Origin of the sequence: Arthrobacter sp. ZGTC131 (genome assembly GCF_002929275.1) — a bacterium.
GTDB lineage: Bacteria > Actinomycetota > Actinomycetes > Actinomycetales > Micrococcaceae > Arthrobacter.
In genome coordinates this window covers 543295-568153 of record NZ_PJIK01000001.1, presented here as the reverse complement: position 1 = coordinate 568153, position 24859 = coordinate 543295, and the positions used below count along the sequence as shown (strand labels likewise).

The 24859-nt window shown below is 63.2% G+C and carries 33 protein-coding genes; 32 read left to right on the top strand and 1 reads right to left on the bottom strand.

The window, feature by feature from the left end; genetic code table 11:
- Positions 1–69 precede the first annotated feature (69 nt).
- The 3 genes from tuf (at position 70) to CXQ90_RS22775 (ending at position 5852) form a co-directional block, all read left to right on the top strand.
- Positions 70–1260, top strand: coding sequence for an elongation factor Tu (gene tuf / locus CXQ90_RS02610; RefSeq protein WP_104136695.1), 1191 nt, complete (start codon positions 70–72; stop codon positions 1258–1260).
- A gap of 489 nt (positions 1261–1749) precedes the next feature.
- Positions 1750–5679 (top strand): hypothetical protein, encoded by a 3930-nt coding sequence (locus tag CXQ90_RS02605; RefSeq protein WP_104136693.1) that lies wholly within the window; start codon positions 1750–1752, stop codon positions 5677–5679.
- Between the two features lie 47 nt (positions 5680–5726).
- A complete protein-coding gene (locus tag CXQ90_RS22775) occupies positions 5727–5852 on the top strand; it encodes a hypothetical protein (protein ID WP_258064325.1) in 126 nt (41 codons plus the stop codon).
- A gap of 8 nt (positions 5853–5860) precedes the next feature.
- On the opposite strand, the gene CXQ90_RS02600 is transcribed toward CXQ90_RS22775, so the two are convergent.
- Positions 5861–7339 (bottom strand): GH1 family beta-glucosidase, encoded by a 1479-nt coding sequence (locus tag CXQ90_RS02600; protein WP_104136692.1) that lies wholly within the window; start codon positions 7337–7339, stop codon positions 5861–5863.
- A 387-nt stretch (positions 7340–7726) separates the two neighbouring features.
- On the opposite strand from CXQ90_RS02600, the gene rpsJ reads away from it, so the two are divergent.
- The 29 genes from rpsJ to CXQ90_RS02455 all read left to right on the top strand — a co-directional run bounded on the left by rpsJ (position 7727) and on the right by CXQ90_RS02455 (position 24855).
- The gene (gene rpsJ / locus CXQ90_RS02595) at positions 7727–8035 is read left to right on the top strand and encodes a 30S ribosomal protein S10 (protein WP_003803825.1); all 309 of its coding nucleotides are present in this window, start codon (positions 7727–7729) and stop codon (positions 8033–8035) included.
- Positions 8036–8052: 17 nt separating this feature from the next.
- Positions 8053–8703 (top strand): 50S ribosomal protein L3, encoded by a 651-nt coding sequence (gene rplC / locus CXQ90_RS02590; RefSeq protein ID WP_104136690.1) that lies wholly within the window; start codon positions 8053–8055, stop codon positions 8701–8703.
- 4 nt (positions 8704–8707) lie between these two features.
- Positions 8708–9328: a 50S ribosomal protein L4 gene (gene rplD, locus CXQ90_RS02585; protein ID WP_056626641.1), complete on the top strand. Its 621-nt coding sequence runs from the start codon at positions 8708–8710 to the stop codon at positions 9326–9328.
- Positions 9325–9630, top strand: coding sequence for a 50S ribosomal protein L23 (gene rplW, locus CXQ90_RS02580; protein ID WP_011692807.1), 306 nt, complete (start codon positions 9325–9327; stop codon positions 9628–9630). Before rplD ends, rplW begins: the two co-directional genes overlap by 4 nt.
- Before the next feature lie 29 nt (positions 9631–9659).
- The gene (gene rplB / locus CXQ90_RS02575) at positions 9660–10499 is read left to right on the top strand and encodes a 50S ribosomal protein L2 (RefSeq protein WP_078027238.1); all 840 of its coding nucleotides are present in this window, start codon (positions 9660–9662) and stop codon (positions 10497–10499) included.
- A 12-nt stretch (positions 10500–10511) separates the two neighbouring features.
- Positions 10512–10793, top strand: a complete 282-nt coding sequence (gene rpsS / locus CXQ90_RS02570; protein ID WP_011692805.1) for a 30S ribosomal protein S19 — start codon at positions 10512–10514, stop codon at positions 10791–10793.
- A 38-nt stretch (positions 10794–10831) separates the two neighbouring features.
- A complete protein-coding gene (gene rplV / locus CXQ90_RS02565) occupies positions 10832–11197 on the top strand; it encodes a 50S ribosomal protein L22 (RefSeq protein ID WP_003803798.1) in 366 nt (121 codons plus the stop codon).
- The gene (gene rpsC / locus CXQ90_RS02560) at positions 11198–12043 is read left to right on the top strand and encodes a 30S ribosomal protein S3 (RefSeq protein ID WP_078027237.1); all 846 of its coding nucleotides are present in this window, start codon (positions 11198–11200) and stop codon (positions 12041–12043) included.
- A complete protein-coding gene (gene rplP, locus CXQ90_RS02555; protein ID WP_078027236.1) occupies positions 12044–12460 on the top strand; it encodes a 50S ribosomal protein L16 in 417 nt (138 codons plus the stop codon).
- 2 nt (positions 12461–12462) lie between these two features.
- The gene (gene rpmC, locus CXQ90_RS23145) at positions 12463–12798 is read left to right on the top strand and encodes a 50S ribosomal protein L29 (RefSeq protein WP_104136689.1); all 336 of its coding nucleotides are present in this window, start codon (positions 12463–12465) and stop codon (positions 12796–12798) included.
- Complete coding sequence (rpsQ, locus tag CXQ90_RS02545) at positions 12795–13100, top strand: 30S ribosomal protein S17 (RefSeq protein WP_104136687.1); 306 nt, start codon at positions 12795–12797, stop codon at positions 13098–13100. Before rpmC ends, rpsQ begins: the two co-directional genes overlap by 4 nt.
- A 672-nt stretch (positions 13101–13772) precedes the next feature.
- The gene (rplN, locus tag CXQ90_RS02540; RefSeq protein ID WP_003803789.1) at positions 13773–14141 is read left to right on the top strand and encodes a 50S ribosomal protein L14; all 369 of its coding nucleotides are present in this window, start codon (positions 13773–13775) and stop codon (positions 14139–14141) included.
- A gap of 3 nt (positions 14142–14144) precedes the next feature.
- Positions 14145–14504 carry a 50S ribosomal protein L24 gene (gene rplX / locus CXQ90_RS02535; RefSeq protein ID WP_104136686.1) on the top strand — a complete coding sequence of 120 codons (360 nt, stop codon included), beginning with the start codon at positions 14145–14147 and terminating at the stop codon, positions 14502–14504.
- The gene (gene rplE, locus CXQ90_RS02530; protein ID WP_104136684.1) at positions 14504–15085 is read left to right on the top strand and encodes a 50S ribosomal protein L5; all 582 of its coding nucleotides are present in this window, start codon (positions 14504–14506) and stop codon (positions 15083–15085) included. The genes rplX and rplE overlap by 1 nt, the downstream gene beginning before the upstream one ends.
- An 82-nt stretch (positions 15086–15167) precedes the next feature.
- On the top strand, positions 15168–15566 hold the full coding sequence (gene rpsH, locus CXQ90_RS02525; protein ID WP_056425243.1) for a 30S ribosomal protein S8: 399 nt from the start codon (positions 15168–15170) through the stop codon (positions 15564–15566).
- An 18-nt stretch (positions 15567–15584) separates the two neighbouring features.
- Complete coding sequence (gene rplF, locus CXQ90_RS02520) at positions 15585–16121, top strand: 50S ribosomal protein L6 (protein WP_104136683.1); 537 nt, start codon at positions 15585–15587, stop codon at positions 16119–16121.
- 2 nt (positions 16122–16123) lie between these two features.
- Entirely contained in the window at positions 16124–16507 is a 384-nt protein-coding gene (gene rplR, locus CXQ90_RS02515) for a 50S ribosomal protein L18 (protein WP_011692796.1), read from the top strand.
- A complete protein-coding gene (rpsE, locus tag CXQ90_RS02510; protein ID WP_104136682.1) occupies positions 16504–17232 on the top strand; it encodes a 30S ribosomal protein S5 in 729 nt (242 codons plus the stop codon). Before rplR ends, rpsE begins: the two co-directional genes overlap by 4 nt.
- Positions 17233–17235: 3 nt before the next feature.
- On the top strand, positions 17236–17442 hold the full coding sequence (rpmD, locus tag CXQ90_RS02505) for a 50S ribosomal protein L30 (protein ID WP_011692794.1): 207 nt from the start codon (positions 17236–17238) through the stop codon (positions 17440–17442).
- A complete protein-coding gene (rplO, locus tag CXQ90_RS02500; RefSeq protein ID WP_104136681.1) occupies positions 17443–17937 on the top strand; it encodes a 50S ribosomal protein L15 in 495 nt (164 codons plus the stop codon).
- A gap of 195 nt (positions 17938–18132) precedes the next feature.
- Positions 18133–19443: a preprotein translocase subunit SecY gene (gene secY / locus CXQ90_RS02495; protein ID WP_104136679.1), complete on the top strand. Its 1311-nt coding sequence runs from the start codon at positions 18133–18135 to the stop codon at positions 19441–19443.
- A gap of 5 nt (positions 19444–19448) precedes the next feature.
- On the top strand, positions 19449–20018 hold the full coding sequence (locus CXQ90_RS02490) for an adenylate kinase (protein ID WP_181038404.1): 570 nt from the start codon (positions 19449–19451) through the stop codon (positions 20016–20018).
- A gap of 125 nt (positions 20019–20143) precedes the next feature.
- Positions 20144–20971: a type I methionyl aminopeptidase gene (gene map, locus CXQ90_RS02485; RefSeq protein ID WP_104136676.1), complete on the top strand. Its 828-nt coding sequence runs from the start codon at positions 20144–20146 to the stop codon at positions 20969–20971.
- A 66-nt stretch (positions 20972–21037) separates the two neighbouring features.
- Complete coding sequence (locus CXQ90_RS02480; RefSeq protein ID WP_104136899.1) at positions 21038–22093, top strand: P1 family peptidase; 1056 nt, start codon at positions 21038–21040, stop codon at positions 22091–22093.
- Positions 22094–22304: 211 nt separating this feature from the next.
- Positions 22305–22526, top strand: a complete 222-nt coding sequence (gene infA / locus CXQ90_RS02475) for a translation initiation factor IF-1 (RefSeq protein WP_011775571.1) — start codon at positions 22305–22307, stop codon at positions 22524–22526.
- 70 nt (positions 22527–22596) lie between these two features.
- Positions 22597–22710 (top strand): 50S ribosomal protein L36, encoded by a 114-nt coding sequence (gene rpmJ, locus CXQ90_RS02470; protein WP_009358722.1) that lies wholly within the window; start codon positions 22597–22599, stop codon positions 22708–22710.
- A 173-nt stretch (positions 22711–22883) separates the two neighbouring features.
- Complete coding sequence (gene rpsM, locus CXQ90_RS02465) at positions 22884–23258, top strand: 30S ribosomal protein S13 (RefSeq protein WP_003803743.1); 375 nt, start codon at positions 22884–22886, stop codon at positions 23256–23258.
- A 54-nt stretch (positions 23259–23312) separates the two neighbouring features.
- The gene (gene rpsK / locus CXQ90_RS02460) at positions 23313–23714 is read left to right on the top strand and encodes a 30S ribosomal protein S11 (RefSeq protein WP_011692779.1); all 402 of its coding nucleotides are present in this window, start codon (positions 23313–23315) and stop codon (positions 23712–23714) included.
- A 130-nt stretch (positions 23715–23844) separates the two neighbouring features.
- Positions 23845–24855 carry a DNA-directed RNA polymerase subunit alpha gene (locus CXQ90_RS02455; protein ID WP_104136675.1) on the top strand — a complete coding sequence of 337 codons (1011 nt, stop codon included), beginning with the start codon at positions 23845–23847 and terminating at the stop codon, positions 24853–24855.
- The last annotated feature ends 4 nt before the right edge of the window (positions 24856–24859 follow it).

Sequence of the window (24859 nt, the reverse complement as noted above, 5' to 3'; positions counted from 1 at the left end):
TACTGGAGTTTCTGCCGCGACAAGCGCGGTCGAAGGGTAAGTCATTTGAAAACGTTCTAGGAGGAACCTGTGGCAAAGGCAAAGTTCGAGCGGACTAAGCCGCACGTTAACATCGGTACCATTGGTCACGTTGACCACGGTAAGACGACGTTGACGGCCGCCATTTCCAAGGTGCTGTACGACAAGTACCCGACTCTCAACGAGCAGCGCGACTTCGCGTCTATTGACTCTGCTCCCGAAGAGCGTCAGCGCGGCATTACCATCAACATCTCCCACGTTGAGTACCAGACCGAGAAGCGCCACTACGCACACGTAGACGCTCCGGGTCACGCTGACTACATCAAGAACATGATCACCGGTGCTGCACAGATGGACGGTGCAATCCTCGTGGTTGCCGCCACTGACGGCCCGATGGCTCAGACCCGCGAGCACGTTCTGCTCGCCCGCCAGGTTGGTGTTCCCTACCTGCTGGTCGCGCTGAACAAGTCCGACATGGTCGATGACGAAGAACTCCTGGACCTCGTTGAAATGGAAGTTCGTGAGCTGCTCAGCGCTCAGGGCTTCGATGGCGACGACGCTCCGGTTGTCCGCGTTTCCGGTCTGAAGGCTCTCGAAGGCGACCCCGTTTGGGTCAAGTCAGTCGAGGACCTCATGGAAGCAGTCGACGAGTCCGTTCCGGACCCCGTACGTGACCGTGACAAGCCCTTCCTGATGCCGATCGAAGACGTCTTCACCATCACCGGTCGTGGCACCGTTGTGACGGGTCGCGCCGAGCGCGGTACCCTCGCGATCAACTCTGAGGTTGAGATCGTCGGTATCCGTCCGGTACAGAAGACCACCGTTACCGGTATCGAGATGTTCCACAAGCAGCTCGACGAAGCATGGGCCGGCGAGAACTGTGGCCTCCTGCTCCGCGGTCTGAAGCGCGATGACGTAGAGCGTGGCCAGGTTGTCGTCAAGCCGGGTTCCATCACCCCGCACACCGACTTCGAGGCTAACGTCTACATCCTCTCCAAGGACGAAGGCGGACGTCACAACCCGTTCTACTCCAACTACCGCCCGCAGTTCTACTTCCGCACCACGGACGTAACCGGCGTTATCACCCTGCCGGAAGGCACGGAAATGGTTATGCCTGGCGACAACACTGAGATGACCGTTGCGCTCATCCAGCCCATCGCCATGGAAGAGGGCCTCGGCTTCGCTATCCGCGAAGGCGGCCGCACCGTTGGTTCGGGACGCGTTACCAACATCATCAAGTAGTACTTGCTGATCATGGATCCAGGGCCGGTAACGGCCTGACGTGATCTTCTAAACAGCCCCGCTGCACTAGCAGAGGGGCTGTTTTTTGCTATCATTAATCCATTCACTGGATTTATTCGTTGCGGAGCGTGCGGCGCCGTGAGCGACCTCCCGAAAGGCAGCGGCATGTGGAATTCGCCAGATGAGGCATACCGGGCGGGCTACAGCGCAGGCCATCTGCAGGGGTGGCGTGATGCCCTGGCGCGCCTCACGGAGAAGCCCGCGGACGCCGGTTCAGGGGAGGTGCTCCCGGGCCGTCCCGGAGAGGGGTCGCCGCACGTTCCGGCCGCCCACGTAGGGCCTCCGGTTCCTGTCAGCGGGCCGCGGCCGCCAGGCGGCGGACCGGTCACGCCCCCACACGCCGCTTCACCGGCAGCCTCGGCCCGAGTCCCCGGACTTGGTCCATTTTCCGCGCCGCCGCGAGCCAGCGCCGCGCCCGGACATCCGTCTGTGCCCGCCCCCGCTAAGGCCCCCAGCCCAGCCGAGCAGCAGGCGCTGCGGGCACGGCGCGAACAGCAGAACATCAACGTCACGCTGTACATCGCCAGCCTGCTGCTCGTGGCAGCCGGCGCCCTGTTCATCGGCGCCGGGCTGCCCGCGCTGCTTCGCTTTGCGGGTGTCTGCACCATCACGGCGCTGTTCTACGTGGCCGGTCTGGTGCTGCATGCCAAAATGCCGCGGCTTAGGCCCGCCGCCGTCGCCTTCTCCGGAACCGGCCTGGCCCTTGTCCCGGTGACCGGGCTGGCCATGTTCAACCTTGCCGTTCACAATGCCCCCCTTTCCTGGCTCGTCACGTCGATCATTGGCACCGCCGCCTATGTTGTGGCCGCGGTCAGGCTCGAGAGCCGTGTGCTCGTCTACCTCTCAATGACCATCGTGGTGTCCACTGCCTGGTCCGGGGTGTCAGTCCTAGGCGGCGCGCTTCTCTGGTATTTCACGGCACTGATCGGGGTGGCGGCCTGCTTCACGGGGTTGGCCATCTACAAGCCGAAGTGGGTGCCGCCCGTCTACGTCAGGCCGCTTGCCGAACTGCATCCGTTTATGGTTCCGGCGGTCGCCGTGGCCGCCACCATGGTGCCGCTGATGCTGGGACGCGGGGACTACGCCCGGATCATGGCAATGTGCGGGTGCTACTTCGTCCTGGTTTCCGTGCTGCCGGGAGCCCGGTTCCGCCAGCTGCAATACATTGCCGCCCGGGCAAGCCTGACCGTGGCAGCAGCCGCCGCCGTCTGGTACCTGACGGGCCGGGGGAGTGCTGGCATCTCAGCCGCCGTGGTGGCAGTGTCTGTCCAAGTGCTGCTGGCCGCACTGGGGGCCGGGCGGCTTCCGGCGCTGCTCGCCAGAGTCATGCAGCACAGCGGTTGGCGGCTGGATGCCCTCACCACCTTTGGTGTGCAGCTTCTGCTGACGGTTGCCCTGGCGCTGGCCCAGCGGCAGGAAGCATTCTCCGGACAGGTCCCGTCAGCGGGAGCCCTTCCGCTGTGGCTGGCCGCGCTGCTGGCACTGGTCAGCGGCGGAGTCCTGGCCTGGAAGCTGCGCAGGGACGCGGAATTGGCCCCGGCCGCAGCGCTGATCATGTGCGCATTGCTCGCAGACTGGCTGGGAGCGTGGCAGCTCACGGGCCTGCTGCTTGCCGGAGCGGCCTTCTGGGCGGTCCGCTCAATCCCGGCCACCGAACGGCTGCGCCACCACTTCATCCTTGCCGCCCGCGTCACGGTGACCCTGGCCGCCCCGGTCCTGACCGCAGCCGTCGTCGGCGACGACAACGACGCCCGGTCCTCGTATGCGGCCCTGACGTTGTGCCTGACCCTCGCGCTGCAGCAGCTGGCCACAGCGGCCCAGATCCGGAGGGGCATGCGGTCCCTCATGCCTCAGGCCAGCCTGGCTGGCTTCACCGGCGCAGGCGTGGCGGCCATGACTGTTCTGGCACTGGGTCATCAGGAATCCCTTCCGGCCCCCGTGGTTGACGGTTACCTTGCCGGCACCGCCGTCGCTGCGCAGCTCATCACGTCGCTGACCGTCGGCCTGATGCTGTTCCCGCGGCCGGAAGCCGGGCAACGCTGGCGCCCGTCCATTGCCGAGGCCGTTCCGCTGGCCGTTGCCGCGGTGGCCGTGCCCCTGGCATTCGACGCCGTGTCCCTGGGACTTGGGAATGCCATGCTCCTGCTGGTCACGGCCTACCTTGCGGGGACGGCCACCAAGGTTTCCCAGCAGGTGCCCCGGCGCTGCTATTGGTGGCTGAGCCGGGCATCAGCAACGGTGCTGACGCTCACCGTGTTCCATCAGATTCAGCGCGGAGCCGGCCCGGTCCTGTTGGGCGGTGAGGTGCTGGCGCCTGCGACGGTCCTCGCCGTGGCACTCAGTCTCCAGCTCATTGTTCCCCTTCGGCAGGGACGGCGCGGGACTGTTCCGGGCCATGTGTTTGCCGACGCTGCGGCCCTCCTTACCCTGCAGGCTGCTGCCCTAGTGCTGCCCGGACTGGGCAGCCGGGCGGATGGACTGGAACTCGCGTCATCGTGGCAGGCTGTCTTCGCAACATTGCTTCTGGCCGGCGGTTCAGCGGCTGCCGGCTACGTGCTGCGGACCCACCCGTGGGCCGTGGCATTCGCCCCGTCCGCGTTCGCGCTGCTCCTGTTCCTTCGCGGGGACAGCCTTCCCTACGTCGAGCTGCTGCTGGGCATCTATGCGGTCTTCAGTGCGGTCATGGTGGCGGCGGTGCAGGTCCGGGTGCTCCGGGGCGGCTATTTCGCTGCCGCCCGCATCCTGACCGCTGCGCTGGCGGTGGTGCTGAGCTACGACCTCTCCGCCTCGCCCACGGTCGTGGCAGTGACCTTCGCGCTCGTTTTCGCGGCGCAGCACGTCATCCGCTGGCTCATGCGGCACCGCCTGGCCGAGGTGCCCTTCCAGCAGGCAGCGGTGTGGATCACGCTCGCCGGGCAGGCAGCACTGCCGGTGGCCTACCTCGCGCGTCCCTTCGGGGCCGGAACCGAGCCGGACGACGGCGGACGCTGGGTGCTGCTGCTGTCACTCCTTCTGCTGCTGGTCTCGGCGGTCGCGGCACGGCGGCTGTTCGCCGCGCGGGGTGCGGTTTACCTGGGGCTGTACGCCGCGCTGTTCGGGGTGGTGGCGCTGGGGCCTCTGCTGCGGTTCCGGGAGCAGGGAGATCCGGCGGTGCTGCTCTCCTCGCCTGTGCTGAGCCACGACGGCGTCGCCCTGCTGCTGCTTGGCATGTCCCTGGCCGCCACTGCCGGCGGGATACTTCGCCGGTACCGGAATGGTGGCGGTGTTGACCACTGGCTATGGCTGGCGGCAGCCGTCTCCTTCGGGACGTCATCTGCCATGCTGGCCCCGCCGGCAGCGGACTGGATTTCCGGGGCGGCCGTTCTGGGGCTGGCGGCGGCATGCTTTGCGGCGTCGCACGTGGAACGGCTGCCCGGCTTCTACCTGCCGGCCGTCCTAGCCGCGCTTGCCGGGGCAACGATGACGGCAGACGAAATCTTCGCGGACGTATCCGGCCCCTGGGGGTTCTACCCGCCCTGGCTGGCGGGCTGCGGAGTGGCGGCCTGCGCACTCTACGCCGCGAAAGTGATCCGCGGCATGCCGCAGGCGCCCGCACTGGCTGGCCGTCCGGTGCACGGATCACCCGGCCGGGTGCAGGAGCCACGCCACCCAATGCAGGAACGACGTGAGGTGAGCGGTCACGATGTGCGCTCCCTGTCGCTCGTCGCGGCGGCTGTCCTGGGCCTGGCCATCGCCGGCCTGGCGGGGCTCGTCTACAGCGAAACGTCCTGGACCGGTGCAGCACTGGTGACCATTGCCGCCGTCGTGCTCTGGCTGGAAGTGCCGCCGCGGGTGCGCAGGTTCACGGCGGAACTGGGCTCCTTGGCGGTGACCGCAGCAATCCAGCGCGCGGCCCTCTTCGTGGGGCCCCTCTTTACCGGGACCGCCGGGGAGTACGGGAGCCCAGACCCAGAGGTCTGGACCGCTTACCTCTGGCCCGATCCCTTTTGGACAGCCCAGTGGTACGTCGTTCTGGCGGGAGTGCTCGGCGTGCTGCGCTATTGGTCAAACCACCGCGACGGCGGGCGGCTGTACCTCGGCCTGGCTGCGGGCCTGCTGTCGGTGAGCGGCATGCTGGTGATATTCGGTGGTGATGCGGCCCAGCAGTTGTGGGTGCTGGCACTTTTCGCCGCGCTGCTGGTGGCGGGACTCGGCTACGGCGAGCGGATGCTTGTATGGTGGGGCGCCGCCGGAGTGGCGCTCTGCGTCATGTGGGCGATGCGGCAGTACACCTATGTGCTGCTGGCACTGATCGCCGCGGGGCTCATCGCGCTGGCACTGTGGCGGCTCAGCCGCAGCAAGCCTGCAGGCACGGACTAGCGGGGCCACTGCCCTGATATGGTTGCAACCAAAGAGAGGGGCACACCATGGAGTGGCTGATTTTCCTGATCGTCGTCGCAGCGGTTGTGGCTGGCGCCTTCTGGGCGAAGAAGAATTTCCGCAACGAGATTGACCGCGCAAAGCGCATCAACAGGGCCAACAAGAATAAATAGCGCCGTAATCAGGCCAGGGACTTTCGGGCCCGGCTGAGGGACTGCAGCCAGTAGAAGGACTTCTTGGGCGTTCGTTTCAGCGTCTCGAAGTCCACATGCACCAGGCCGAAGCGTTGCGAGTAGCCGGCTGCCCATTCGAAGTTGTCCATCAGTGTCCAGACGTAGTACCCGAGCAGTTTCACGTCATGGGCAATGCCACCGGGAGCGGTGGAAGCCACGGCCTGGTCAAGGTGATGGGCCAGGTAGTCGATGCGCCCCGAATCGGAGATCGGGCCGGTCACGTGTTCGGGTTCGGGAAAGCTCGCGCCGTTTTCCGTGATGAACACCGGCGGAAGGGCGGCACCGTACCGGTCCTTAAGTTCGCGCAGCAAGATGCCCAGATGGTCGGGTGCCACCGGCCAGCCGAATCCCGTGGTGGCGTACTCGGGGAAGGGCACCTGATGGAACGGCACGCGCATCACGGCATGGGCGGTGCCCGCCGGGGTGTCGGGCGGGCCCTTCCCGGCGGCCACCTTCACCGGGTAGTAGTAGTTCACGCCGTAGAAATCGAGCGGCTGGCTGATGAGGCGGAGGTCGTCGTCGGACGCCTTGGACAAAGACTTGAACCAGTGCCGGGCGGCCAATGGTGGCTTCGGGTAACGGCCCAGGAGGATCGGATCCGCGTAGATGCGGTTGAGGCCAAGATCAAACACCTTGGCCAGCAGGCGGTCCGCCAGCTTCCGGGACGCCGGGCGCACCGGAGAGTGCAGGTTGGTGACGCCGACGCCTCCGGTCACGCCCCCTGCCCGCAGCGCCTGGACGGCAAGCCCGTGGCCCAGCAGTTGGTGGTGGACCGACGGCAGCGCATCGAACAGCAAATCCCGCCCCGGCGCGTGGACGCCCAGGGCATAACCGTTGAGCGTGACGGACACCGGCTCATTGAGCGTGACCCACTGCGCCACGCGGTCGCCGAGCCGTTGACCGGCAGCCCCGGCGTAGGCCGCAAAGCGCTCCGCGGTGGTGCGGTTCATCCAGCCGCCGCTGTGCTCGAGGGGGAGCGGCGTATCCCAGTGGTACAGGGTGGCCATGGGGGAGATGCCGGCTGCCAGCAGCTGGTCCACCAGCCGGTCGTAGAAGTCCAGGCCCTGGGTGTTGAACGGGCCGCGCCCGTCCGGCTGGATCCTCGGCCAGGAGATCGAGAAGCGGTAGGAGTCGATGCCCAGTTCTTTCATCAGGGCGACGTCCTCGGCGGCGCGGTTGTAGTGATCGCAGGCGACAGCGGGCGAATGGCCGTTCATGATGCTTCCGGGTTTCTCCGCGAACGCGTCCCAGCCTGAGGGCCCGCGGCCGTCAGCGGCCAAGGCGCCTTCGATCTGGAACGCCGCCGCTGCAACACCCAGCGTGAAATCGGGCCTGAGTCGCCCGGCGAGGTCCTGCACGGAGGCAGTACTAACGGATGCAGTGTTTACGGATGCCGCGTTGACGGCATCTGCATTTTGCACAGCCATTCAACTATCATCCAATCGAAGATTGCCGAAGGCAATGACTGCAGACTCAGCCGGATTCGCATCCGACCACAAAATCCGGCATACTAGATGAGTTGTTCAAGCGCTTCTTCGCGTCCCGATCCGGATAATGCCGGATGTCAGGGTCCAGGTCGAAGCCCAAACATAACCCACCCCCAAGGAACTGCGGGCTCGCACGCTTCAAAGGTGCGACACGCCCGACCGCGGGGGTCGGTTACGCCGGCAGGTTGAGGAACCCGGATTCATCCGGATTCAGCTTGTGCGGCGGGTGGTAGTTACGACTTCAAATGCTTCGGCAGCCACACAACGAGTAATTGAACAGGGCAGCCCCAACCAGGGGAAGCACAGACTGAAAGAGAGTCAGGCGACATGGCGGGACAAAAAATCCGCATCCGGCTGAAGTCATACGACCACGAGGTCATTGACGTTTCAGCACGGAAGATCGTTGAGACGGTCACGCGCGCAGGCGCAACGGTAGTGGGCCCCGTGCCGCTGCCTACGGAGAAGAACGTGTACTGCGTTATCCGCTCTCCGCACAAGTACAAGGACAGCCGCGAGCACTTCGAAATGCGCACGCACAAGCGTCTGATCGACATCATCGACCCCACGCCGAAGGCTGTTGACTCGCTTATGCGTCTCGACCTGCCGGCCGACGTGAACATCGAAATCAAGCTGTAGGGAGGTGCTGAGAGACTATGACCGCAACCCGTAACGTAAAGGGCCTGCTGGGCACGAAGCTCGGCATGACCCAGGTCTGGGACGAGAACAACAAACTCATCCCCGTCACTGTTGTCCAGGCTGACTCGAACGTCATCACCCAGCTGCGCAACGCAGACACTGATGGCTACGTCGCCGTTCAGATCGGCTACGGCCAGATCGATCCCCGCAAGGTCACCAAGCCGCTGGCTGGTCACTTTGAAAAGGCAGGCGTCACGCCTCGCCGCCACGTCGTCGAACTGCGCACTGCAGATGCTGACTCTTACGAGCTGGGCCAGGAGCTCTCCGTAGAGCTCTTCGAAGCCGGCCAGAAGATCGACGTCATCGGCACCACCAAGGGTAAGGGCTTCGCCGGTGTTATGAAGCGTCACGGCTTCCACGGCGTTGGAGCTTCCCACGGTGCCCACAAGAACCACCGTAAGCCCGGTTCAATCGGTGGCGCATCCACCCCGAGCCGCGTCTTCAAGGGCATGAAAATGGCCGGCCGCATGGGCGCCGTTCGTCACACCACGCTGAACCTCACTGTTCACGCGGTTGACGTCGAGAAGTCGCTGCTCCTGATCAAGGGCGCCGTCCCCGGCGCCCGCGGCCAGGTCGTACTCGTACGCACCGCCGTGAAGGGAGCCTAGTTAAATGACTAGCACTGTCAAGGTTGACCTGCCTGCAGAGATCTTCGACGTTCAGACCAACGTGCCGCTGCTGCACCAGGTCGTCGTTGCACAGCTCGCTGCTGCTCGCCAGGGTACCCACAAGACCAAGACCCGCGCCGAAGTTTCCGGTGCAGGCCGCAAGCCGTTCAAGCAGAAGGGTACCGGCCGCGCCCGTCAGGGCTCGATCCGTGCTCCTCACATGACCGGCGGTGGCGTTGTCCACGGTCCCACCCCGCGTGACTACAGCCAGCGCACCCCCAAGAAGATGATTGCTGCTGCCCTGCGCGGCGCACTGTCTGACCGCGCCCGTAACGGACGCATCCACGTCATTGCTGACCTGGTTGCCGGCGACAAGCCGTCCTCCAAGGAAGCACTGGCAACGCTGCGCGGCGTCTCCGAGCGCAAGAACCTGCTCGTTGTCATTGAGCGCGCCAACGATGTTGCTGCACTGTCCGTGCGCAACCTCGAGGAAGTTCACGTTCTGTACGCAGACCAGCTGAACACCTACGACGTTCTCGTTTCTGACGACGTAGTCTTCACCAAGGCTGCCTACGAAGCATTCGTTGCTGACAAGGCTGCAAAGAACGAGGAGGATGCCAAGTGAGCGCAGCCACCATCAAAGACCCGCGCGACGTCGTGCTTGCACCCGTTGTTTCGGAAAAAAGCTACGGCCTGATCGATGAGGGCAAGTACACCTTCCTGGTGGACCCCCGCTCGAACAAGACCGAGATCAAGCTGGCCGTGGAGAAAATCTTCTCCGTCAAGGTCGAATCGATCAACACCATCAACCGTGCCGGTAAGCGCAAGCGCACCAAATTCGGATGGGGTACCCGCAAGAACACCAAGCGTGCAATTGTGACCCTCAAAGAAGGCACTATCGACATCTTCGGCGGTCCGCTCGCGTAGCGGAGACCACTTTAACGAGGAAATAAATTATGGGAATCCGTAAATACAAGCCGACTACACCGGGCCGTCGTGGCTCGAGCGTAGCGGACTTCACCGAAATCACGCGGTCGACGCCGGAAAAGTCGTTGGTACGTCCGCTGCCCAAAAAGGGTGGCCGTAACAACTCCGGTAAAATCACCACCCGCCACAAGGGTGGTGGCCACAAGCGCCAGTACCGTCTGATCGACTTCCGTCGCCACGACAAGGACGGCGTCAACGCCCGCGTTGCCGAAATTGAGTACGATCCGAACCGTACGGCTCGCATCGCCCTCCTGCACTACGTTGATGGCACCAAGCGTTACATCATCGCCCCGAACAAGCTGTCCCAGGGTGACTTCGTAGAGGCCGGTGCCGACGCTGATATCAAGCCCGGCAACAACCTGCCCCTGCGCAACATCCCGGTGGGTACCGTTATCCACGCAGTTGAACTGCGTCCGGGTGGCGGCGCCAAGATGGCCCGTTCCGCTGGAGCTTCTGTTCAGCTCGTCGCCAAGGAAGGCCGTTTCGCCCAGTTGCGTCTGCCTTCCGGCGAAATCCGCAACGTTGACGTGCGCTGCCGCGCCACGATCGGCGAGGTCGGCAACGCCGAGCAGTCGAACATCAACTGGGGCAAGGCCGGCCGTATGCGGTGGAAGGGCGTTCGCCCGACCGTCCGTGGTGTCGCCATGAACCCGGTTGACCACCCGCACGGTGGTGGCGAGGGTAAGACGTCCGGTGGACGTCACCCCGTCAACCCGAATGGTAAGCGTGAGGGCCGCACCCGCCGCCCGAACAAAGAGAGCGACAAGCTTATTGTGCGTCGTCGTCGTACTGGCAAGAACAAGCGATAGGAGCCTGGACACATGCCACGCAGCCTGAAAAAAGGTCCTTTCGTTGACCAGCACCTCTTTGTGAAGGTGGACAGGGAAAACGAAAAGGGCACCAAGAACGTCATCAAGACCTGGTCCCGCCGCTCGATGATCATCCCCGACATGCTCGGGCACACGATCGCCGTGCACGACGGACGCAAGCACATTCCGGTGTTTGTCACCGAGTCGATGGTCGGGCACAAGCTCGGCGAATTCGCTCCTACGCGGACATTCCGCGGCCATGTCAAGGACGACCGTAAGGGCAAGCGCCGCTAGGCGCCTGCACTTACGTCAAAGACGAGAGAAGGAAAGCAATGGAAGCCAAGGCAATTGCGCGTCACATCCGCGTAACGCCTATGAAGGCCCGGCGCGTCGTCAACCTTGTTCGTGGTAAGCAAGCGAACGAGGCTCTGGCAATTCTGAAGTTTGCCCCCCAGGCAGCTTCTGAGCCGGTATTCAAGGTAGTTCAGTCGGCAATCTCCAACGCCCGGGTCCTCGCGGACCGCGACGGTGTTGCGTTTGACGAAGGTGACCTCATCATCAGCGAAGCGTTTGTTGATGAAGGCCCGACCATGAAGCGGTTCCAGCCGCGTGCTCAGGGTCGTGCATTTCAGATCAAGAAGCGCACCAGCCACATCACCGTGGTAGTCGCTACCCCGGAGAAAGAGGAGGCTCGCTAAGTGGGACAGAAAGTTAACCCGCACGGGTTCCGACTCGGCATCACCACCGATCACGTATCGCACTGGTTCGCTGACAGCACCAAGGCAGGCCAGCGGTACAAGGACTTCGTTCGCGAAGACATCCGCATCCGCCAGCTCATGTCTGTTGGCATGGAGCGCGCCGGTATCGCCAAGGTCGAAATCGAGCGCACCCGTGACCGCGTCCGCGTGGACATCCACACGGCACGTCCGGGCATCGTCATCGGCCGCCGCGGCGCAGAAGCAGACCGCATCCGCGGCGAGCTCGAAAAGCTCACCGGCAAGCAGGTTCAGCTGAACATCCTCGAGGTCAAGAACCCCGAGATGGAAGCACAGCTTGTTGCCCAGGGCGTTGCTGAGCAGCTGACTTCCCGCGTGGCTTTCCGCCGTGCGATGAAGAAGGCCATGCAGTCCGCACAGCGTGCCGGTGCCAAGGGTATCCGTATCGCTTGCTCCGGTCGTCTGGGTGGCGCAGAAATGTCCCGCTCGGAGTTCTACCGCGAAGGCCGTGTGCCCCTGCACACCCTCCGCGCGAACATCGACTACGGCTTCTACGAAGCCAAGACCACCTTCGGCCGCATCGGCGTGAAGGTCTGGATCTACAAGGGTGACGTCACCTCCAAGGAACTGGCTCAGCAGGCAGCTGCTGCTCCGTCCCGTGGCCGTGGCGGCGACCGTCCGGGCCGCCCGGGCGGCGCTGACCGTGGTGACCGCCGCCGTCGTACCGACCGTCCGGCAGCCGAAGCAGCACCTGCTGCTGCAGAGGCTCCGGCAGCCGAGGCAGCTTCTGCCGCACCGGCACAGGCAGCAGAAGGAGGACAGGCTTAAATGCTTATCCCACGTCGAGTCAAGCACCGTAAGCAGCACCACCCGGGTCGTTCCGGCGCTGCTACGGGCGGCACCAAGGTCTCCTTCGGTGAGTGGGGTATCCAGGCCCTGAGCCCGGCATACGTCACGAACCGTCAGATCGAGTCTGCACGTATCGCCATGACCCGCCACATCAAGCGTGGCGGCAAGGTCTGGATCAACATTTATCCGGACCGTCCGCTGACGAAGAAGCCGGCCGAAACCCGCATGGGTTCCGGTAAGGGTTCTCCGGAGTGGTGGGTTTCAAACGTCAAGCCGGGCCGTGTTCTCTTTGAACTGTCCGGTGTTAGTGATGAGGTAGCTCGCGAGGCCCTGCGCCTGGCGATCCACAAGCTCCCGTTGAAGGCACGCATTGTGCGTCGCGAAGGTGGTGAATAGAAATGGCAGTTGGGTCAAAGGAACTTGCACCTGCACAGCTGGACGGATTCGATAACGAGCGTCTCGTTGAAGAACTCCGTAAGGCTAAGGAGGAGCTGTTCAACCTCCGTTTCCAGTCAGCCACCGGTCAGCTGGAGAACCACGGTCGTCTGCGCGCGGTAAAGAAGGACATCGCCCGCATCTACACCGTTCTCCGTGAGCGCGAGCTGGGCATTCGTGCCGAGGTTGCCGCACCGGTTGTGGAAGCCAAGGAAGAAAAGAAGTCCAAGAAGTCCGCAGCCAAGGCTGAGAAGGCTGAAGAGCCGGCCGAGGCTGAGACTGAGGAGGACGCCAAGTGAGTGAAAAGGACGAGAACGTGACGGAAACTGCTACGGCAGCTACGGCTGAGCAGCGCGGTTACCGCAAGACGCGTCGCGGCTACGTGGTTTCGGACAAGATGGAAAAGACCATCGTTGTCCAGGTTGAAGACCGCGTGAAGCACGCCCTGTACGGCAAGGTCATCCGCCGCACCTCGAAGGTCAAGGCTCACGACGAAGAGAACAGCGCCGGCATCGGCGACCTGGTTGTCATCGCCGAGACCCGCCCGCTGTCCGCCACGAAGAACTGGCGGCTCGTGGAGATCCTCGAGAAGGCTAAGTAACACCTGCAGCATCGCTGCTTCAGCAGCTGCGCCGGAAACCCCCGTTCCCCTTTGGGAGCGGGGGTTTCCGCGTTTCCGACGGCGGCGGCAAGGCTTGGCGGGGGAGCGGCGCCCAGGCGCGCCACAAGCCTGCGGTGAGTGACGCCGTCGTGCGTCTTGCTTGGACGCTCTCTCACCTCCTGCAGGAAAACCCTAAACGCTCTCTCACTCCTGGGTGGTTTGACGAACCGCAGGGCAGCAGGAAGTGAAAGAGCGTTACCTGAGCATTTGCAGGAAGTGAGAGAGCGTCCAGAGCGGCAGGGGGCCGGGGGAGCGCCCCCCGGCGCGCCAGAAGCCTGCGGTGAGTTACGCCGTCGTGGTCTTGCAGAGTGCCGGCGGCTGTGACAACCGGCGGGGGCTGTGATATGGAGCTGAGGCCGGAATGTGCTAGGATATTGAGTTTGTATGGCGCCCTCTGTGCGCCGTCAGCAAACCTCGTAAACAATCGTGCCACGGCATAGTGCCCCCTTGCGCCTAGATGGGCTTGGGAAGCAAATGTTTTTGGCACGGGCGTTTAGGCCTGGTCTGGCAAAATCCAGGCAGGTCAAGAGACACCCCGATCAACCGTTCCGCAAGGCTCATTCCGTAGGAAGAATTTCGGTCTGAGAACCGGCGCGACGCAAGGAGTAAATAGTGATTCAGCAGGAGTCGCGACTCAAGGTCGCCGACAACACGGGTGCTAAGGAAATCCTTACCATTCGCGTTCTCGGTGGATCTGGCCGTCGCTACGCAGGCATTGGCGACGTCATCGTCGCTACCGTCAAGGACGCAATCCCGGGCGGCAACGTAAAGAAGGGCGATGTCGTCAAGGCTGTCATCGTCCGTACCAAGAAGGAACGCCGCCGTGCGGATGGTTCCTACATCAAGTTTGACGAGAACGCAGCTGTGATCCTGAAGAACGACGGTGACCCCCGCGGCACCCGTATCTTCGGACCGGTTGGTCGTGAACTCCGTGACAAGAAGTTCATGAAGATCGTTTCTCTGGCTCCGGAGGTGCTCTAGTCCATGGCTAAGATCAAAAAGGGTGACCTGGTTCAGGTCATCACTGGCGCCAAGGCTGAGCGTGGCGGCGACCGTGGCAAGCAGGGCAAGGTCCTGCGCGTGTTCACCGACACCAACCGCGTGTTGGTTGAAGGCATTAACCGCGTAACCAAGCACACCAAGGTCGGTCAGTCGCAGCGCGGCACCAAGACCGGTGGCATCGAGGTTGTTGAAGCCCCGATCCACATTTCCAACGTGGCTCTGGTTGACCCGTCCACCAAGAAGCCCACCCGCGTCGGCTTCCGCACTGAAACCGTTGAGCGCAACGGCAAGCAGCGCGAAGTACGCATCCGCGTGGCCAAGAGCTCAGGGAAGGACATCTAATGACTGAGACTCTCGAGACTCCGGCAACGAAGATCGTTCCTCGTCTGAAGACCAAGTACGCGGATTCCATCAAGAACACGCTTCTTGAGGAATTCAAGTACGAGAACGTTAACCAGGTTCCCCGTCTGGTCAAGGTTGTTGTGAACATGGGTGTTGGAGATGCCGCCAAGGACTCCAAGCTGATCGACGGCGCAGTCCGCGACCTCACCCTGATCACCGGCCAGAAGCCGCAGGTAACCAAGGCCCGTAAGTCGATCGCACAGTTCAAGCTGCGCGAAGGCATGCCCATCGGCGCACACGCAACTCTGCGTGGCGACCGCATGTGGGAATTCGTGGACCGTCTGGTCACGCTGGCTCTGCCGCGTATCCGTGACTTTCGCGGCCTCAGCGGCAAGCAGTTCGATGGCAACGGCAACTACACCTTCGGTCTGACCGAGCAGGTTATGTTCCACGAGATCGACCAGGATTCCATCGACCGCGTTCGCGGTATGGACATCACGGTTGTGACCACCGCCAAGACCGACGACGAAGGCCGCGCGCTGCTCAAGGCGCTTGGTTTCCCGTTCAAAACCGAAGCTTAATTAGCTACGTAAAAGGTCCGGCTGCCCTGGTTCTTAAGGAACAGGGTGGCGGAAACCGTTACGAGGAAGGGCAAGAGCCCAAATGACTATGACAGATCCTGTCGCAGATATGCTTACGCGTCTGCGCAACGCAAACTCGGCATACCACGATTCCGTGTCTATGCCGTACAGCAAGCTCAAGGCACGCGTTGCCGACATCCTGAAGGCTGAAGGTTACATCGCCTCCTGGAAAGAAGAAGACGCTGAAGTCGGCAAGAAGCTGACTCTCGAGCTCAAGTTCGGTCCGAACCGCGAGCGTTCAATCGCCGGTGTTCGTCGTATTTCCAAGCCGGGACTGCGCGTTTACGCAAAGTCCACCAACCTGCCGCACGTGCTCGGTGGCCTGGGTGTCGCAATCCTGTCCACCTCTTCCGGCCTCTTGACTGACAAGCAGGCCGGCAAGAAGGGCGTGGGCGGCGAAGTCCTCGCTTACGTCTGGTAACGGGAAAGGAAGAGAATAATGTCACGTATTGGACGTCTCCCCATCACCGTTCCTGCCGGCGTTGAGGTCAAGGTTGACGGCTCTGTCGTCAGCGTCAAGGGTTCCAAAGGCGAGCTGAGCCACACTGTGGCCAGCCCGATCGAGGTTTCCCTGGAAGAAGGCACCCTGACTGTCGCCCGCCCGAACGACGAGCGCGCCTCCCGTTCACTCCACGGCCTGACCCGCACCCTGATCGCCAACATGATCCAGGGCGTCACCGCAGGCTACGAGAAGAAGCTTGAAATCGTCGGTACCGGTTACCGCGTTCAGGCCAAGGGATCTGACCTTGAGTTCGCTCTCGGCTACAGCCACCCGGTCAACGTTTCGGCACCGGCCGGCATCACCTTTGCAGTAGAGGGGCCGACCAAGCTCTCTGTCTCAGGTATCAACAAGCAGCAGGTCGGCGAGGTTGCTGCCAACATTCGCAAGCTGCGTAAGCCGGACCCCTATAAGGGCAAGGGCATTCGCTACGCCGGCGAAGTCATCCGCCGCAAGGTCGGAAAGGCTGGTAAGTAACCATGGCCATCGCAATTAACAAGAAGCGTACGAACAAGAGCAAGTCTGCTTCGCGCAGCCGCCGCCAGCTTCGTATCCGCAAGCGCATCTCCGGAACGGCTGTACGTCCTCGCCTGGTCGTCAACCGCTCCGCACGCCACGTATTCGTCCAGGTTGTCGATGACACCAAGGGCCTGACCGTAGCGAGCGCGTCCACACTGGAAGCCGACCTTCGTGCATTCGACGGTGACAAGACCGCCAAGGCCAAGCGCGTTGGCGAGCTCGTAGCCGAGCGCGCCAAGGCTGCCGGGATCGAAGCTGTTGTCTTCGACCGTGGTGGTAACAAGTACCACGGCCGGATCGCCGCCGTCGCTGACGGTGCACGTGAAGGTGGGCTGTCACTGTGACGGAAGCAAACAAGGAAAAGGACACTGTGTCTGCAGATCAGAAGGCGCCTGAAGCCGTAGCTGCTGAGGCCACTGAGACCACTGCCCCCGCAGCTGCTGATGACCGCCGTGGTGGCGCTCGTCGTGGCGAGCGTGGCGACCGTGGCCAGGGCCGCGGCGACCGTGGTGGCCGTGGTGGCCGCGATGGCGGCCGTGAAGCCGAGAAGAGCCAGTTCATAGAGCGCGTTGTCACCATCAACCGCGTTTCCAAGGTCGTCAAGGGTGGTCGTCGCTTCAGCTTCACCGCACTCGTCGTCGTTGGTGACGGCAACGGTATGGTCGGCGTCGGCTACGGCAAGGCCAAGGAAGTTCCCGCCGCAATCGCGAAGGGCGTTGAAGAGGCCAAGAAGTCCTTCTTCCGCGTTCCCCGCATCGGCAGCACCATCCCGCACCGCGTTCAGGGCGAGGCCGCAGCAGGCGTCGTCATGCTGCGTCCGGCTTCCGCCGGTACCGGTGTTATCGCCGGTGGTCCGGTCCGTGCAGTACTGGAGTGCGTGGGCATCCACGACATCCTCTCCAAGTCGCTCGGTTCCTCCAACGCCATCAACATCGTTCACGCGACCGTTGATGCCCTGAAGCGCCTCGAAGAGCCGGCAGCAGTGGCAGCACGCCGCGGCCTCCCGCTGGACGAGGTTGCTCCGCCGGCAATGGTGAAGGCAATCCTGAACCAGAAGGCAGGTGTCTGAGCCATGGCTAAGAACCTGATTCCCTCCGACGTCCAGTTGGAGATCACTCAGATCAAGTCCGCCATTGGCGGCAAGCAGAACCAGCGCGACACCCTGCGGTCCCTCGGCCTGAAGCGGATCGGACACACCGTTGTCCGCACCGCCGACGCCGTGACCGTGGGAATGCTCAACACGGTTCCGCACCTGGTAAAGGTAGAGGAGGCGAAGTAAATGGCAGAGAAGAACACTGCCGAGAAGGCACAGAGCGCAGCTGCTGACAAGCAGAGCGCGCTGAAGGTTCACCACCTGCGTCCCGCTCCGGGTGCCAAGACCGCCAAGACCCGTGTTGGTCGTGGTGAAGGCTCCAAGGGTAAGACCGCTGGTCGCGGTACCAAGGGTACGAAGGCCCGCTACCAGATCAAGGCTGGCTTTGCCGGCGGCCAGCTGCCGCTGCACATGCGCCTCCCGAAGCTGCGCGGCTTCAAGAACCCGTTCCGGGTTGAGTTCCAGGTTGTAAACCTGGACAAGCTCAACGAGCTGTTCCCGGAAGGTGGCGCTGTCACCGTGGAGAACCTGGTTGCAAAGGGCGCCGTTCGCAAGAACCAGCCCGTGAAGGTGCTTGGCACCGGCGACATCACCGTCAAGGTTGACGTCACCGTCCACGCCTTCTCAGCCAGTGCCGCTGAGAAGATCGCTGCAGCAGGCGGAACCACCACCGCCCTCTAAGGGATTCATCCCTGAGGGCGATGGGGCAGATGCCCGTTGCGCAAACTCCCGGCACGGGGGCCGAGGCCCCCGTGCCGGGAGTTTTCCATATCCGCAGGCCGTCCGGATTGCTCGCATAGCGCAATCAACCGTTAGACTCGGTTGTTGGGTTTATCCGCCTGCATCACACGACTTATTAACAACTGAGGAGGACGCTTGCTTAGCGCATTCGGCCGGGCTTTTCGAACGCCTGATCTGCGACGCAAGTTGTTGTTCACGCTGGGAATCATCACAATCTTCCGCTTGGGAGCTTTCATCCCCTCGCCTGGTGTGAACTACCAGAATGTCCAGCAATGCTTGTCGACCGGGCAGACCCAGGGCGGGATCTACCAGCTCGTCAATCTTTTCAGCGGCGGTGCATTGCTGCAGGTCTCCATCTTCGCTTTGGGAATCATGCCGTACATTACGGCCAGCATCATTGTGCAGCTGCTCCGGGTGGTCATTCCCCGTTTCCAGCAGCTGTACGAAGAGGGCGCCTCGGGCCAGTCAAAGCTGACGCAGTACACGCGTTACCTGACCATCGCCCTTGGCCTGCTGAACGCCACCACCCTGGTGTCCCTGGCGCGCTCCGGGCAGCTGCTGCCCGGCTGCAACCTGCCCATCATCCCGGACACCAGCGTCATCACCACGATCCTGATCATCATCACGCTGACGGCCGGCACTGGCCTCATCATGTGGATGGGCGAGCTCGTGACCGAGAAGGGCGTGGGCAACGGCATGTCGCTGCTCATCTTCACGGCCATCGCTGCCGGCTTCCCCACCTCGCTGGGCGCCATCTGGACCGCGCAGGGCCCGGGCACGTTCTTCATCGTCCTGGCTATCGGCCTGCTGACCGTCGCGCTGGTTGTCTTCGTTGAACAGTCGCAGCGCCGTATTCCGGTCCAGTACGCCAAGCGGATGATCGGCCGCCGCACAGTAGGCGGCACCAGCACTTACATCCCCATCAAGGTGAACATGGCCGGCGTCATCCCCGTCATCTTTGCCTCGTCCATGCTTTACCTCCCGGCGTTGATCTCCCAGTTCAACCAGCCGAGGGCAGGGGAGCAGATGCAGCCGTGGGTTGAATGGATCAACAACAACCTGACCCGCGGAGACCACCCGATCTACATGGCGCTCTACTTTGCCATGATCGTTTTCTTTACCTACTTCTACGTCGCGATCACCTTCAACCCTGAAGAGGTCTCGGACAACATGAAGAAATACGGCGGCTTCATTCCGGGTATCCGTGCCGGCAAGCCGACCGCGGATTACCTGCAGTACGTCCTCTCGCGGATCACGCTGCCCGGCGCCATCTACCTTGGCTTCGTGGCACTGATCCCGCTGGTGGCGCTCGTGCTGATCAACGCAAACCAGAACTTCCCGTTCGGTGGCACCTCGATCCTGATCATGGTGGGCGTTGGTTTGGAAACCGTCAAGCAAATTGACGCGCAGCTACAGCAGCGTCACTACGAAGGGCTATTGCGATGACCAGAATGTTGATTATCGGACCTCCGGGCTCCGGCAAGGGCACCCAGGCGGAACGCATTTCGGAGCGCCTCGGCGTCGTTGCCATTTCCACCGGCGACATCTTCCGTGCGAACGTCAGGGGCGAGACCCCGCTGGGCGTCGAGGCCAAGAAGTACATGGATGCCGGGGACTTTGTTCCGGACAGCGTGACCAACAAGATGGTCCGCGACCGCCTCAGCGAGTCCGACGTCGAAGACGGGTTCCTGCTGGACGGGTACCCACGCACCACGGCGCAGGTTGATTACCTCGACGAGATCCTGGCCAATGGTGACCAGAAGCTCGACGTCGTGCTCCAGCTGACCGCCGACGACGAGGAACTGGTTTCGCGCCTCCTGGGCCGTGCCAAGGAAACGGGCCGCAGCGACGACAACGAGGCCGTCATCCGCCACCGCCTGGATCTTTACCACGAGCAGACCGAGGCCGTTGTGGCCAAGTACGCCGAGCGCGGCATCCTGACCCAAGTTGACGGCATCGGCGGCATCGACGAAGTCACCGACCGCGTCATGCAGGCCATCAAAGAGGCTCAGGCAGCCTGATATTTGTCCCAACGCTACGAGGCTCCTCCCGGTTCATTGGGAGGAGCCTCCGGCTTTTAGCCCCGCAAGGGGCCAGCGCCGCACGGCAGTAAGGCTGGCGGCCGCAGATTGAGAGGAAACCGCTGATGGCATTCGGCCAGCCACGGATTGAATACAAGACGAACGCCCAGATGCGGACCATGCACGAGGCCGGGCTGGTCCTGAGCCGCGCCCTGGACGCGGCCGTTGCCGCTGCCGCCCCGGGAGTCACCACGAAGCAGCTCGACGAGGCGTTTGCGGCCGTGCTCCTCGAAGCCGGTGCCAAGTCCAACTTCCTGGGCTACCACGGCTTCCCGGCCACCATCTGCACGTCAGTCAACGAGGAAGTGGTCCACGGGATCCCGGGGTCCAAGGTCCTGCAGGACGGCGACATCATCTCGATCGACGGCGGCGCGATCGTGGACGGCTGGCACTCCGATTCTGCCCGCACGGTGATCGTGGGAACCGCGGACCCCGAGGACCAGCGGCTGTCCGACGTCACCGAGGCTGCCATGTGGCGGGGGATCGCAGCCCTGGCCACAGGGAAGTTCGTGGGCGATGTTGGCTGCGCAGTGGACGACTACGTGGCCTCGGTGCCCGGCAAGCCGCTGGGCATCCTGGAGGACTACGTGGGGCACGGCATCGGCTCCGAGATGCACATGGCCCCGGATGTGCTGAACTACCGCACCAGCCACCGCGGGCCGAAGATCCGCTCGGGCCTGTGCCTGGCGATTGAGCCAATGCTGGTGCGCGGCAGCATCGAGACCGCGGTGCTGGAGGACGACTGGACGGTTGTCACCACCGACGGCAAGCGTTCCTGCCAGTGGGAGCACTCCGTGGCTGTCCACGAGAAGGGCATCTGGGTGCTGTCGGCACCCGACGGCGGGGCAGCCCGGCTGGCGCCGCTGGGCGTGGTCCCGGTTCCGATTCCCTAGCTCCCAAGTGACTCGCAGTTGCTGTAACTGCGAGCTAGCTGCGTGGAGCGGTGGAGAATGGTGGCCATGGGAGAAACAGGATCCATCACCGACGTGCCGGGGCTGCGGGTCGGGCAGAGGCAGAAGAACGACGACGGCTGGCTGAGCGGCGTCACGGTGGTTCTGCCGCCGCCGGGGACGGTGGGCTCGGTGGACGTCCGCGGGGGAGGTCCCGGCACGCACGAGACGGATGCGCTGGACCCCACGACGCTCGTGTCCACAGTTGACGCCGTGGTCCTCACCGGCGGCAGCGCCTACGGTCTGGTTTCCGCCCACGGCGCCCAGCGCTGGTGCGAGGAGCAGGGCCGGGGCTTCGAAGTCAAGGGCGGAGTGGTGCCCATCGTCCCGGCCGCGGCCATCTTCGATCTCGGCAGGGGAGGGGACTTCAGCGCCCGCCCGGACGCCGGGATGGGGTACGCGGCGGCCGCCGCCGCAGGGGCCGAGAAGGACGGGCACGACGTCGAACGCGGCAACGTGGGAGCCGGCACCGGAGCAGTCATCGGGCGGGAAAAGTTCAAAGGCGGAGTGGGCACCGCTTCGGTCACGCTGGAGAACGGCCTGGTTGTCGGGGCGCTGGCAGTAGTGAATGCGCTGGGACTGCCGTTTGGTCCGCTGGCTGAGCCTCCCGAAGCCCGCGGCGAAGCTGTCGGTGACTCTGGCACATCGGCGCAGCGGGTGGAACCCGGCAGCGTGCGTCTAAGCGAGGCACGAGCGAGCACGCCGAGGGTTTCGGCCGCTGGGACGGAACCCGGCCCCGGTACTCAGCTCAACACCACGCTCGTCGTCGTCGCCACGAATGCAGACCTCGACCCCGCCGAATGCAAGCGCACGGCTTCCGCGGCCCACGCCGGCCTGGCCCGGGCCCTGAACCCGAGCCATACGCTGGCCGACGGCGACACCGTGTTCTGCCTGGCCACCGGGGCGGCCACCCTGGACCGGAGTACGGAAGCTGCCCGGCAGGTGAGTCTCATCACCCTGCAGAGTGCGGCAGCCGACGTCGTACGCCTGGCGATCCTGGACGGGATCGGCAGCGCAGAGGCAGTGACCACTGCAGCCGGCACTTTTGCCGCGTACAGGTTCTGAGGCGTTCAGATTTTGATGCGTACGGCGGCGATCTGCGCTACCATGGCTGGATTTAACATTCCGGGCCAAATGCCGTAGTGTTGCTTGTTGGTTGTCTGCCCTGCCACGCCCATTTGCGGCCGGAGGGCGACGATCAATCACATCAAAAAACGTCCGTAGTCATGCCCGGTGCAATCCGGAGGGCTGCGGCAAACAACAGTTAGCGGAGGATATGGCCAAGAAGGACGGGGTCATAGAGATCGAGGGCGTAGTGACTGAGGCGCTGCCCAACGCGATGTTTCGTGTTGAGCTCACCAACAAGCACGTCGTTCTGGCACACATCTCTGGAAAAATGCGTCAGCACTACATCAGGATTCTCCCTGAGGACCGGGTAGTGGTGGAGCTGAGCCCTTACGACCTGACACGTGGTCGTATCGTCTACCGCTACAAGTAAACGCTGGGCGGCCAAGGCAACTGCCGAAGGCCGGTCCATCGGACCAACTGCTATCACGCAAAGGAACGCCATGAAGGTCAAGCCGAGCGTCAAGCAGATCTGCGAAAAGTGCAAAGTGATCCGCCGTAATGGCCGGGTCATGGTGATCTGCGAGAACCCGCGCCACAAGCAGCGCCAGGGCTAATTCCCTTCCGGGAATCCCTGGGTTGCTAACCCACGCAAGTAAATAAAAGGCAGCACAAGCTGAACTGGGACGTATGAGCCCGGACAGCTAACCCCCGGTCGGAGGCTGGGGCCGCACTGAAAGTGCGGGTGTACTGCCTACGACCTCCGGTTTATTCAAGGAGCACTGCCACTATGGCTCGTCTCGCTGGCGTAGACATTCCCCGCGAAAAGCGGCTGGAAATTGCGCTTACTTACATCTACGGCGTGGGCAAGACCCGTGCACACGAAACCCTGGCTGCCACCGGCATCAGCGCTGACGTCCGGGTCAAGGACCTGACGGATGCGCAGCTGGTAGAGCTGCGTGACTACATTGAAGGCAACTACAAGGTTGAGGGTGACCTTCGCCGCGAAGTAGCAGCTGATATCCGCCGCAAGGTTGAGATCGGCAGCTACGAAGGCCTGCGTCACCGCAAGGGCCTGCCCGTACGCGGACAGCGTACGAAGACCAACGCCCGTACCCGCAAGGGCCCGAAGCGTACCGTCGCCGGCAAGAAGAAGGCCCGTTAAAATCCCCGCCGGGATTAACGGAGCTTTCCCCAATAACTTTCTGTAGGAGAAAAAATGCCCCCGAAGACTCGTGGCGCGGTTCGCAAGCCGCGTAAGAAGGACAAGAAGAATATCGCGCTTGGCCAGGCGCACATCAAGAGCACCTTTAACAACACCATCGTGTCCATCACGGACCCGAACGGTGCTGTCATCTCCTGGGCTTCCGCCGGTGAGGTTGGATTCAAGGGCTCGCGTAAGTCCACCCCGTTCGCTGCACAGATGGCTGCCGAAGCTGCCGCCAAGCGTGCACAGGAGCACGGCCTGAAGAAGGTTGACGTGTTCGTGAAGGGACCGGGATCCGGACGCGAGACCGCCATTCGTTCGCTGCAGGCCGCTGGCCTCGAGGTTGGCTCCATCCAGGACGTCACCCCCGCCGCGCACAACGGATGCCGTCCGCCGAAGCGCCGCCGCGTCTAAGCCTTTCCGCAGTCGGAGCTTGCCCGGACCCTTACCGGGTCCGGGCAAGCCCGCCGCGTTAAGTCTTCAGACCGATTTTCCACCACCTGTGTTGCGTCATATAGCGGATGCTCGCCGAAAGGAAACCTAAGTGCTCATTGCACAGCGCCCCACCCTCTCCGAAGAGGTCGTCTCCGATAACCGCTCCCGTTTCATCATTGAACCGCTGGAGCCGGGCTTCGGTTACACCCTCGGAAACTCCCTCCGCCGTACCCTGCTCTCCTCCATCCCCGGTGCTTCTGTAACCAGCATCCGGATCGATGGCGTGCTGCACGAGTTCACCACGGTTCCGGGTGTCAAGGAAGATGTCACCGAGATCATCCTGAACATCAAGAACCTGTCCGTGTCCTCCGAGCACGACGAGCCGGTTGTTGCTTACCTGCGCAAGCAGGGCCCCGGAGTCGTCACCGCCGCGGACATCGCTCCGCCGGCCGGCGTCGAATTCCACAACCCGGATCTGCACATTGCCACGCTGAACTCGAAGGGCAAGTTCGAGCTCGAACTGACCATCGAGCGCGGCCGCGGCTACGTTTCGGCAGCTCAGAACAAGTCCGGCGACGCCGAGATCGGCCGTATTCCGGTTGACTCGATCTACTCGCCGGTGCTGAAGGTTACTTTCCGCGTGGAAGCCACCCGTGTTGAGCAGCGCACCGACTTCGACAAGCTCATTGTCGACGTCGAGACCAAGCAGGCCATCGCCCCGCGCGATGCCGTTGCTTCGGCAGGAACCACCCTGGTGGAACTGTTCGGTCTGGCCCGCGAGCTGAACACCGCAGCTGAAGGTATCGAGATTGGCCCGTCGCCGACGGATGCTGCCCTGGCAGCAGACATGGCCCTGCCGATCGAGGATCTGGACCTCACCGTCCGTTCCTACAACTGCCTCAAGCGTGAGGGCATCCACACCGTGGGTGAACTCGTTGCCCGCTCCGAGGCTGACCTGATGGACATCCGTAACTTCGGTGCGAAGTCCATTGATGAGGTCAAGGCAAAGCTGGTTGAACTGGGCCTGTCCCTCAAGGACTCGCCTCCCGGTTTCGACCTGGCCGCCCGCGCCGCAGCCATCGAAGAGGACGACGCCGCGTTCAGCGACGACGAGCTCTAACAAG

Excerpts from the sequence above, each read along its gene's own strand:
- CXQ90_RS22775 (WP_258064325.1), top strand. The coding sequence starts at position 5,727 with ATGGAGTGGCTGATTTTCCTGATCGTCGTCGCAGCGGTTGTGGCTGGC.
- CXQ90_RS02600 (WP_104136692.1), bottom strand. The coding sequence starts at position 7,339 with ATGGCTGTGCAAAATGCAGATGCCGTCAACGCGGCATCCGTAAACACT.
- rpsJ (WP_003803825.1), top strand. The coding sequence starts at position 7,727 with ATGGCGGGACAAAAAATCCGCATCCGGCTGAAGTCATACGACCACGAG.
- rplC (WP_104136690.1), top strand. The coding sequence starts at position 8,053 with ATGACCGCAACCCGTAACGTAAAGGGCCTGCTGGGCACGAAGCTCGGC.
- rplD (WP_056626641.1), top strand. The coding sequence starts at position 8,708 with ATGACTAGCACTGTCAAGGTTGACCTGCCTGCAGAGATCTTCGACGTT.
- rplB (WP_078027238.1), top strand. The coding sequence starts at position 9,660 with ATGGGAATCCGTAAATACAAGCCGACTACACCGGGCCGTCGTGGCTCG.
- rpsS (WP_011692805.1), top strand. The coding sequence starts at position 10,512 with ATGCCACGCAGCCTGAAAAAAGGTCCTTTCGTTGACCAGCACCTCTTT.
- rplV (WP_003803798.1), top strand. The coding sequence starts at position 10,832 with ATGGAAGCCAAGGCAATTGCGCGTCACATCCGCGTAACGCCTATGAAG.
- rplP (WP_078027236.1), top strand. The coding sequence starts at position 12,044 with ATGCTTATCCCACGTCGAGTCAAGCACCGTAAGCAGCACCACCCGGGT.
- rpmC (WP_104136689.1), top strand. The coding sequence starts at position 12,463 with ATGGCAGTTGGGTCAAAGGAACTTGCACCTGCACAGCTGGACGGATTC.
- rplX (WP_104136686.1), top strand. The coding sequence starts at position 14,145 with ATGGCTAAGATCAAAAAGGGTGACCTGGTTCAGGTCATCACTGGCGCC.
- rplE (WP_104136684.1), top strand. The coding sequence starts at position 14,504 with ATGACTGAGACTCTCGAGACTCCGGCAACGAAGATCGTTCCTCGTCTG.
- rpsH (WP_056425243.1), top strand. The coding sequence starts at position 15,168 with ATGACTATGACAGATCCTGTCGCAGATATGCTTACGCGTCTGCGCAAC.
- rplF (WP_104136683.1), top strand. The coding sequence starts at position 15,585 with ATGTCACGTATTGGACGTCTCCCCATCACCGTTCCTGCCGGCGTTGAG.
- rplR (WP_011692796.1), top strand. The coding sequence starts at position 16,124 with ATGGCCATCGCAATTAACAAGAAGCGTACGAACAAGAGCAAGTCTGCT.
- rpmD (WP_011692794.1), top strand. The coding sequence starts at position 17,236 with ATGGCTAAGAACCTGATTCCCTCCGACGTCCAGTTGGAGATCACTCAG.
- rplO (WP_104136681.1), top strand. The coding sequence starts at position 17,443 with ATGGCAGAGAAGAACACTGCCGAGAAGGCACAGAGCGCAGCTGCTGAC.
- CXQ90_RS02490 (WP_181038404.1), top strand. The coding sequence starts at position 19,449 with ATGTTGATTATCGGACCTCCGGGCTCCGGCAAGGGCACCCAGGCGGAA.
- map (WP_104136676.1), top strand. The coding sequence starts at position 20,144 with ATGGCATTCGGCCAGCCACGGATTGAATACAAGACGAACGCCCAGATG.
- CXQ90_RS02480 (WP_104136899.1), top strand. The coding sequence starts at position 21,038 with ATGGGAGAAACAGGATCCATCACCGACGTGCCGGGGCTGCGGGTCGGG.
- infA (WP_011775571.1), top strand. The coding sequence starts at position 22,305 with ATGGCCAAGAAGGACGGGGTCATAGAGATCGAGGGCGTAGTGACTGAG.
- rpmJ (WP_009358722.1), top strand. The coding sequence starts at position 22,597 with ATGAAGGTCAAGCCGAGCGTCAAGCAGATCTGCGAAAAGTGCAAAGTG.
- rpsM (WP_003803743.1), top strand. The coding sequence starts at position 22,884 with ATGGCTCGTCTCGCTGGCGTAGACATTCCCCGCGAAAAGCGGCTGGAA.
- rpsK (WP_011692779.1), top strand. The coding sequence starts at position 23,313 with ATGCCCCCGAAGACTCGTGGCGCGGTTCGCAAGCCGCGTAAGAAGGAC.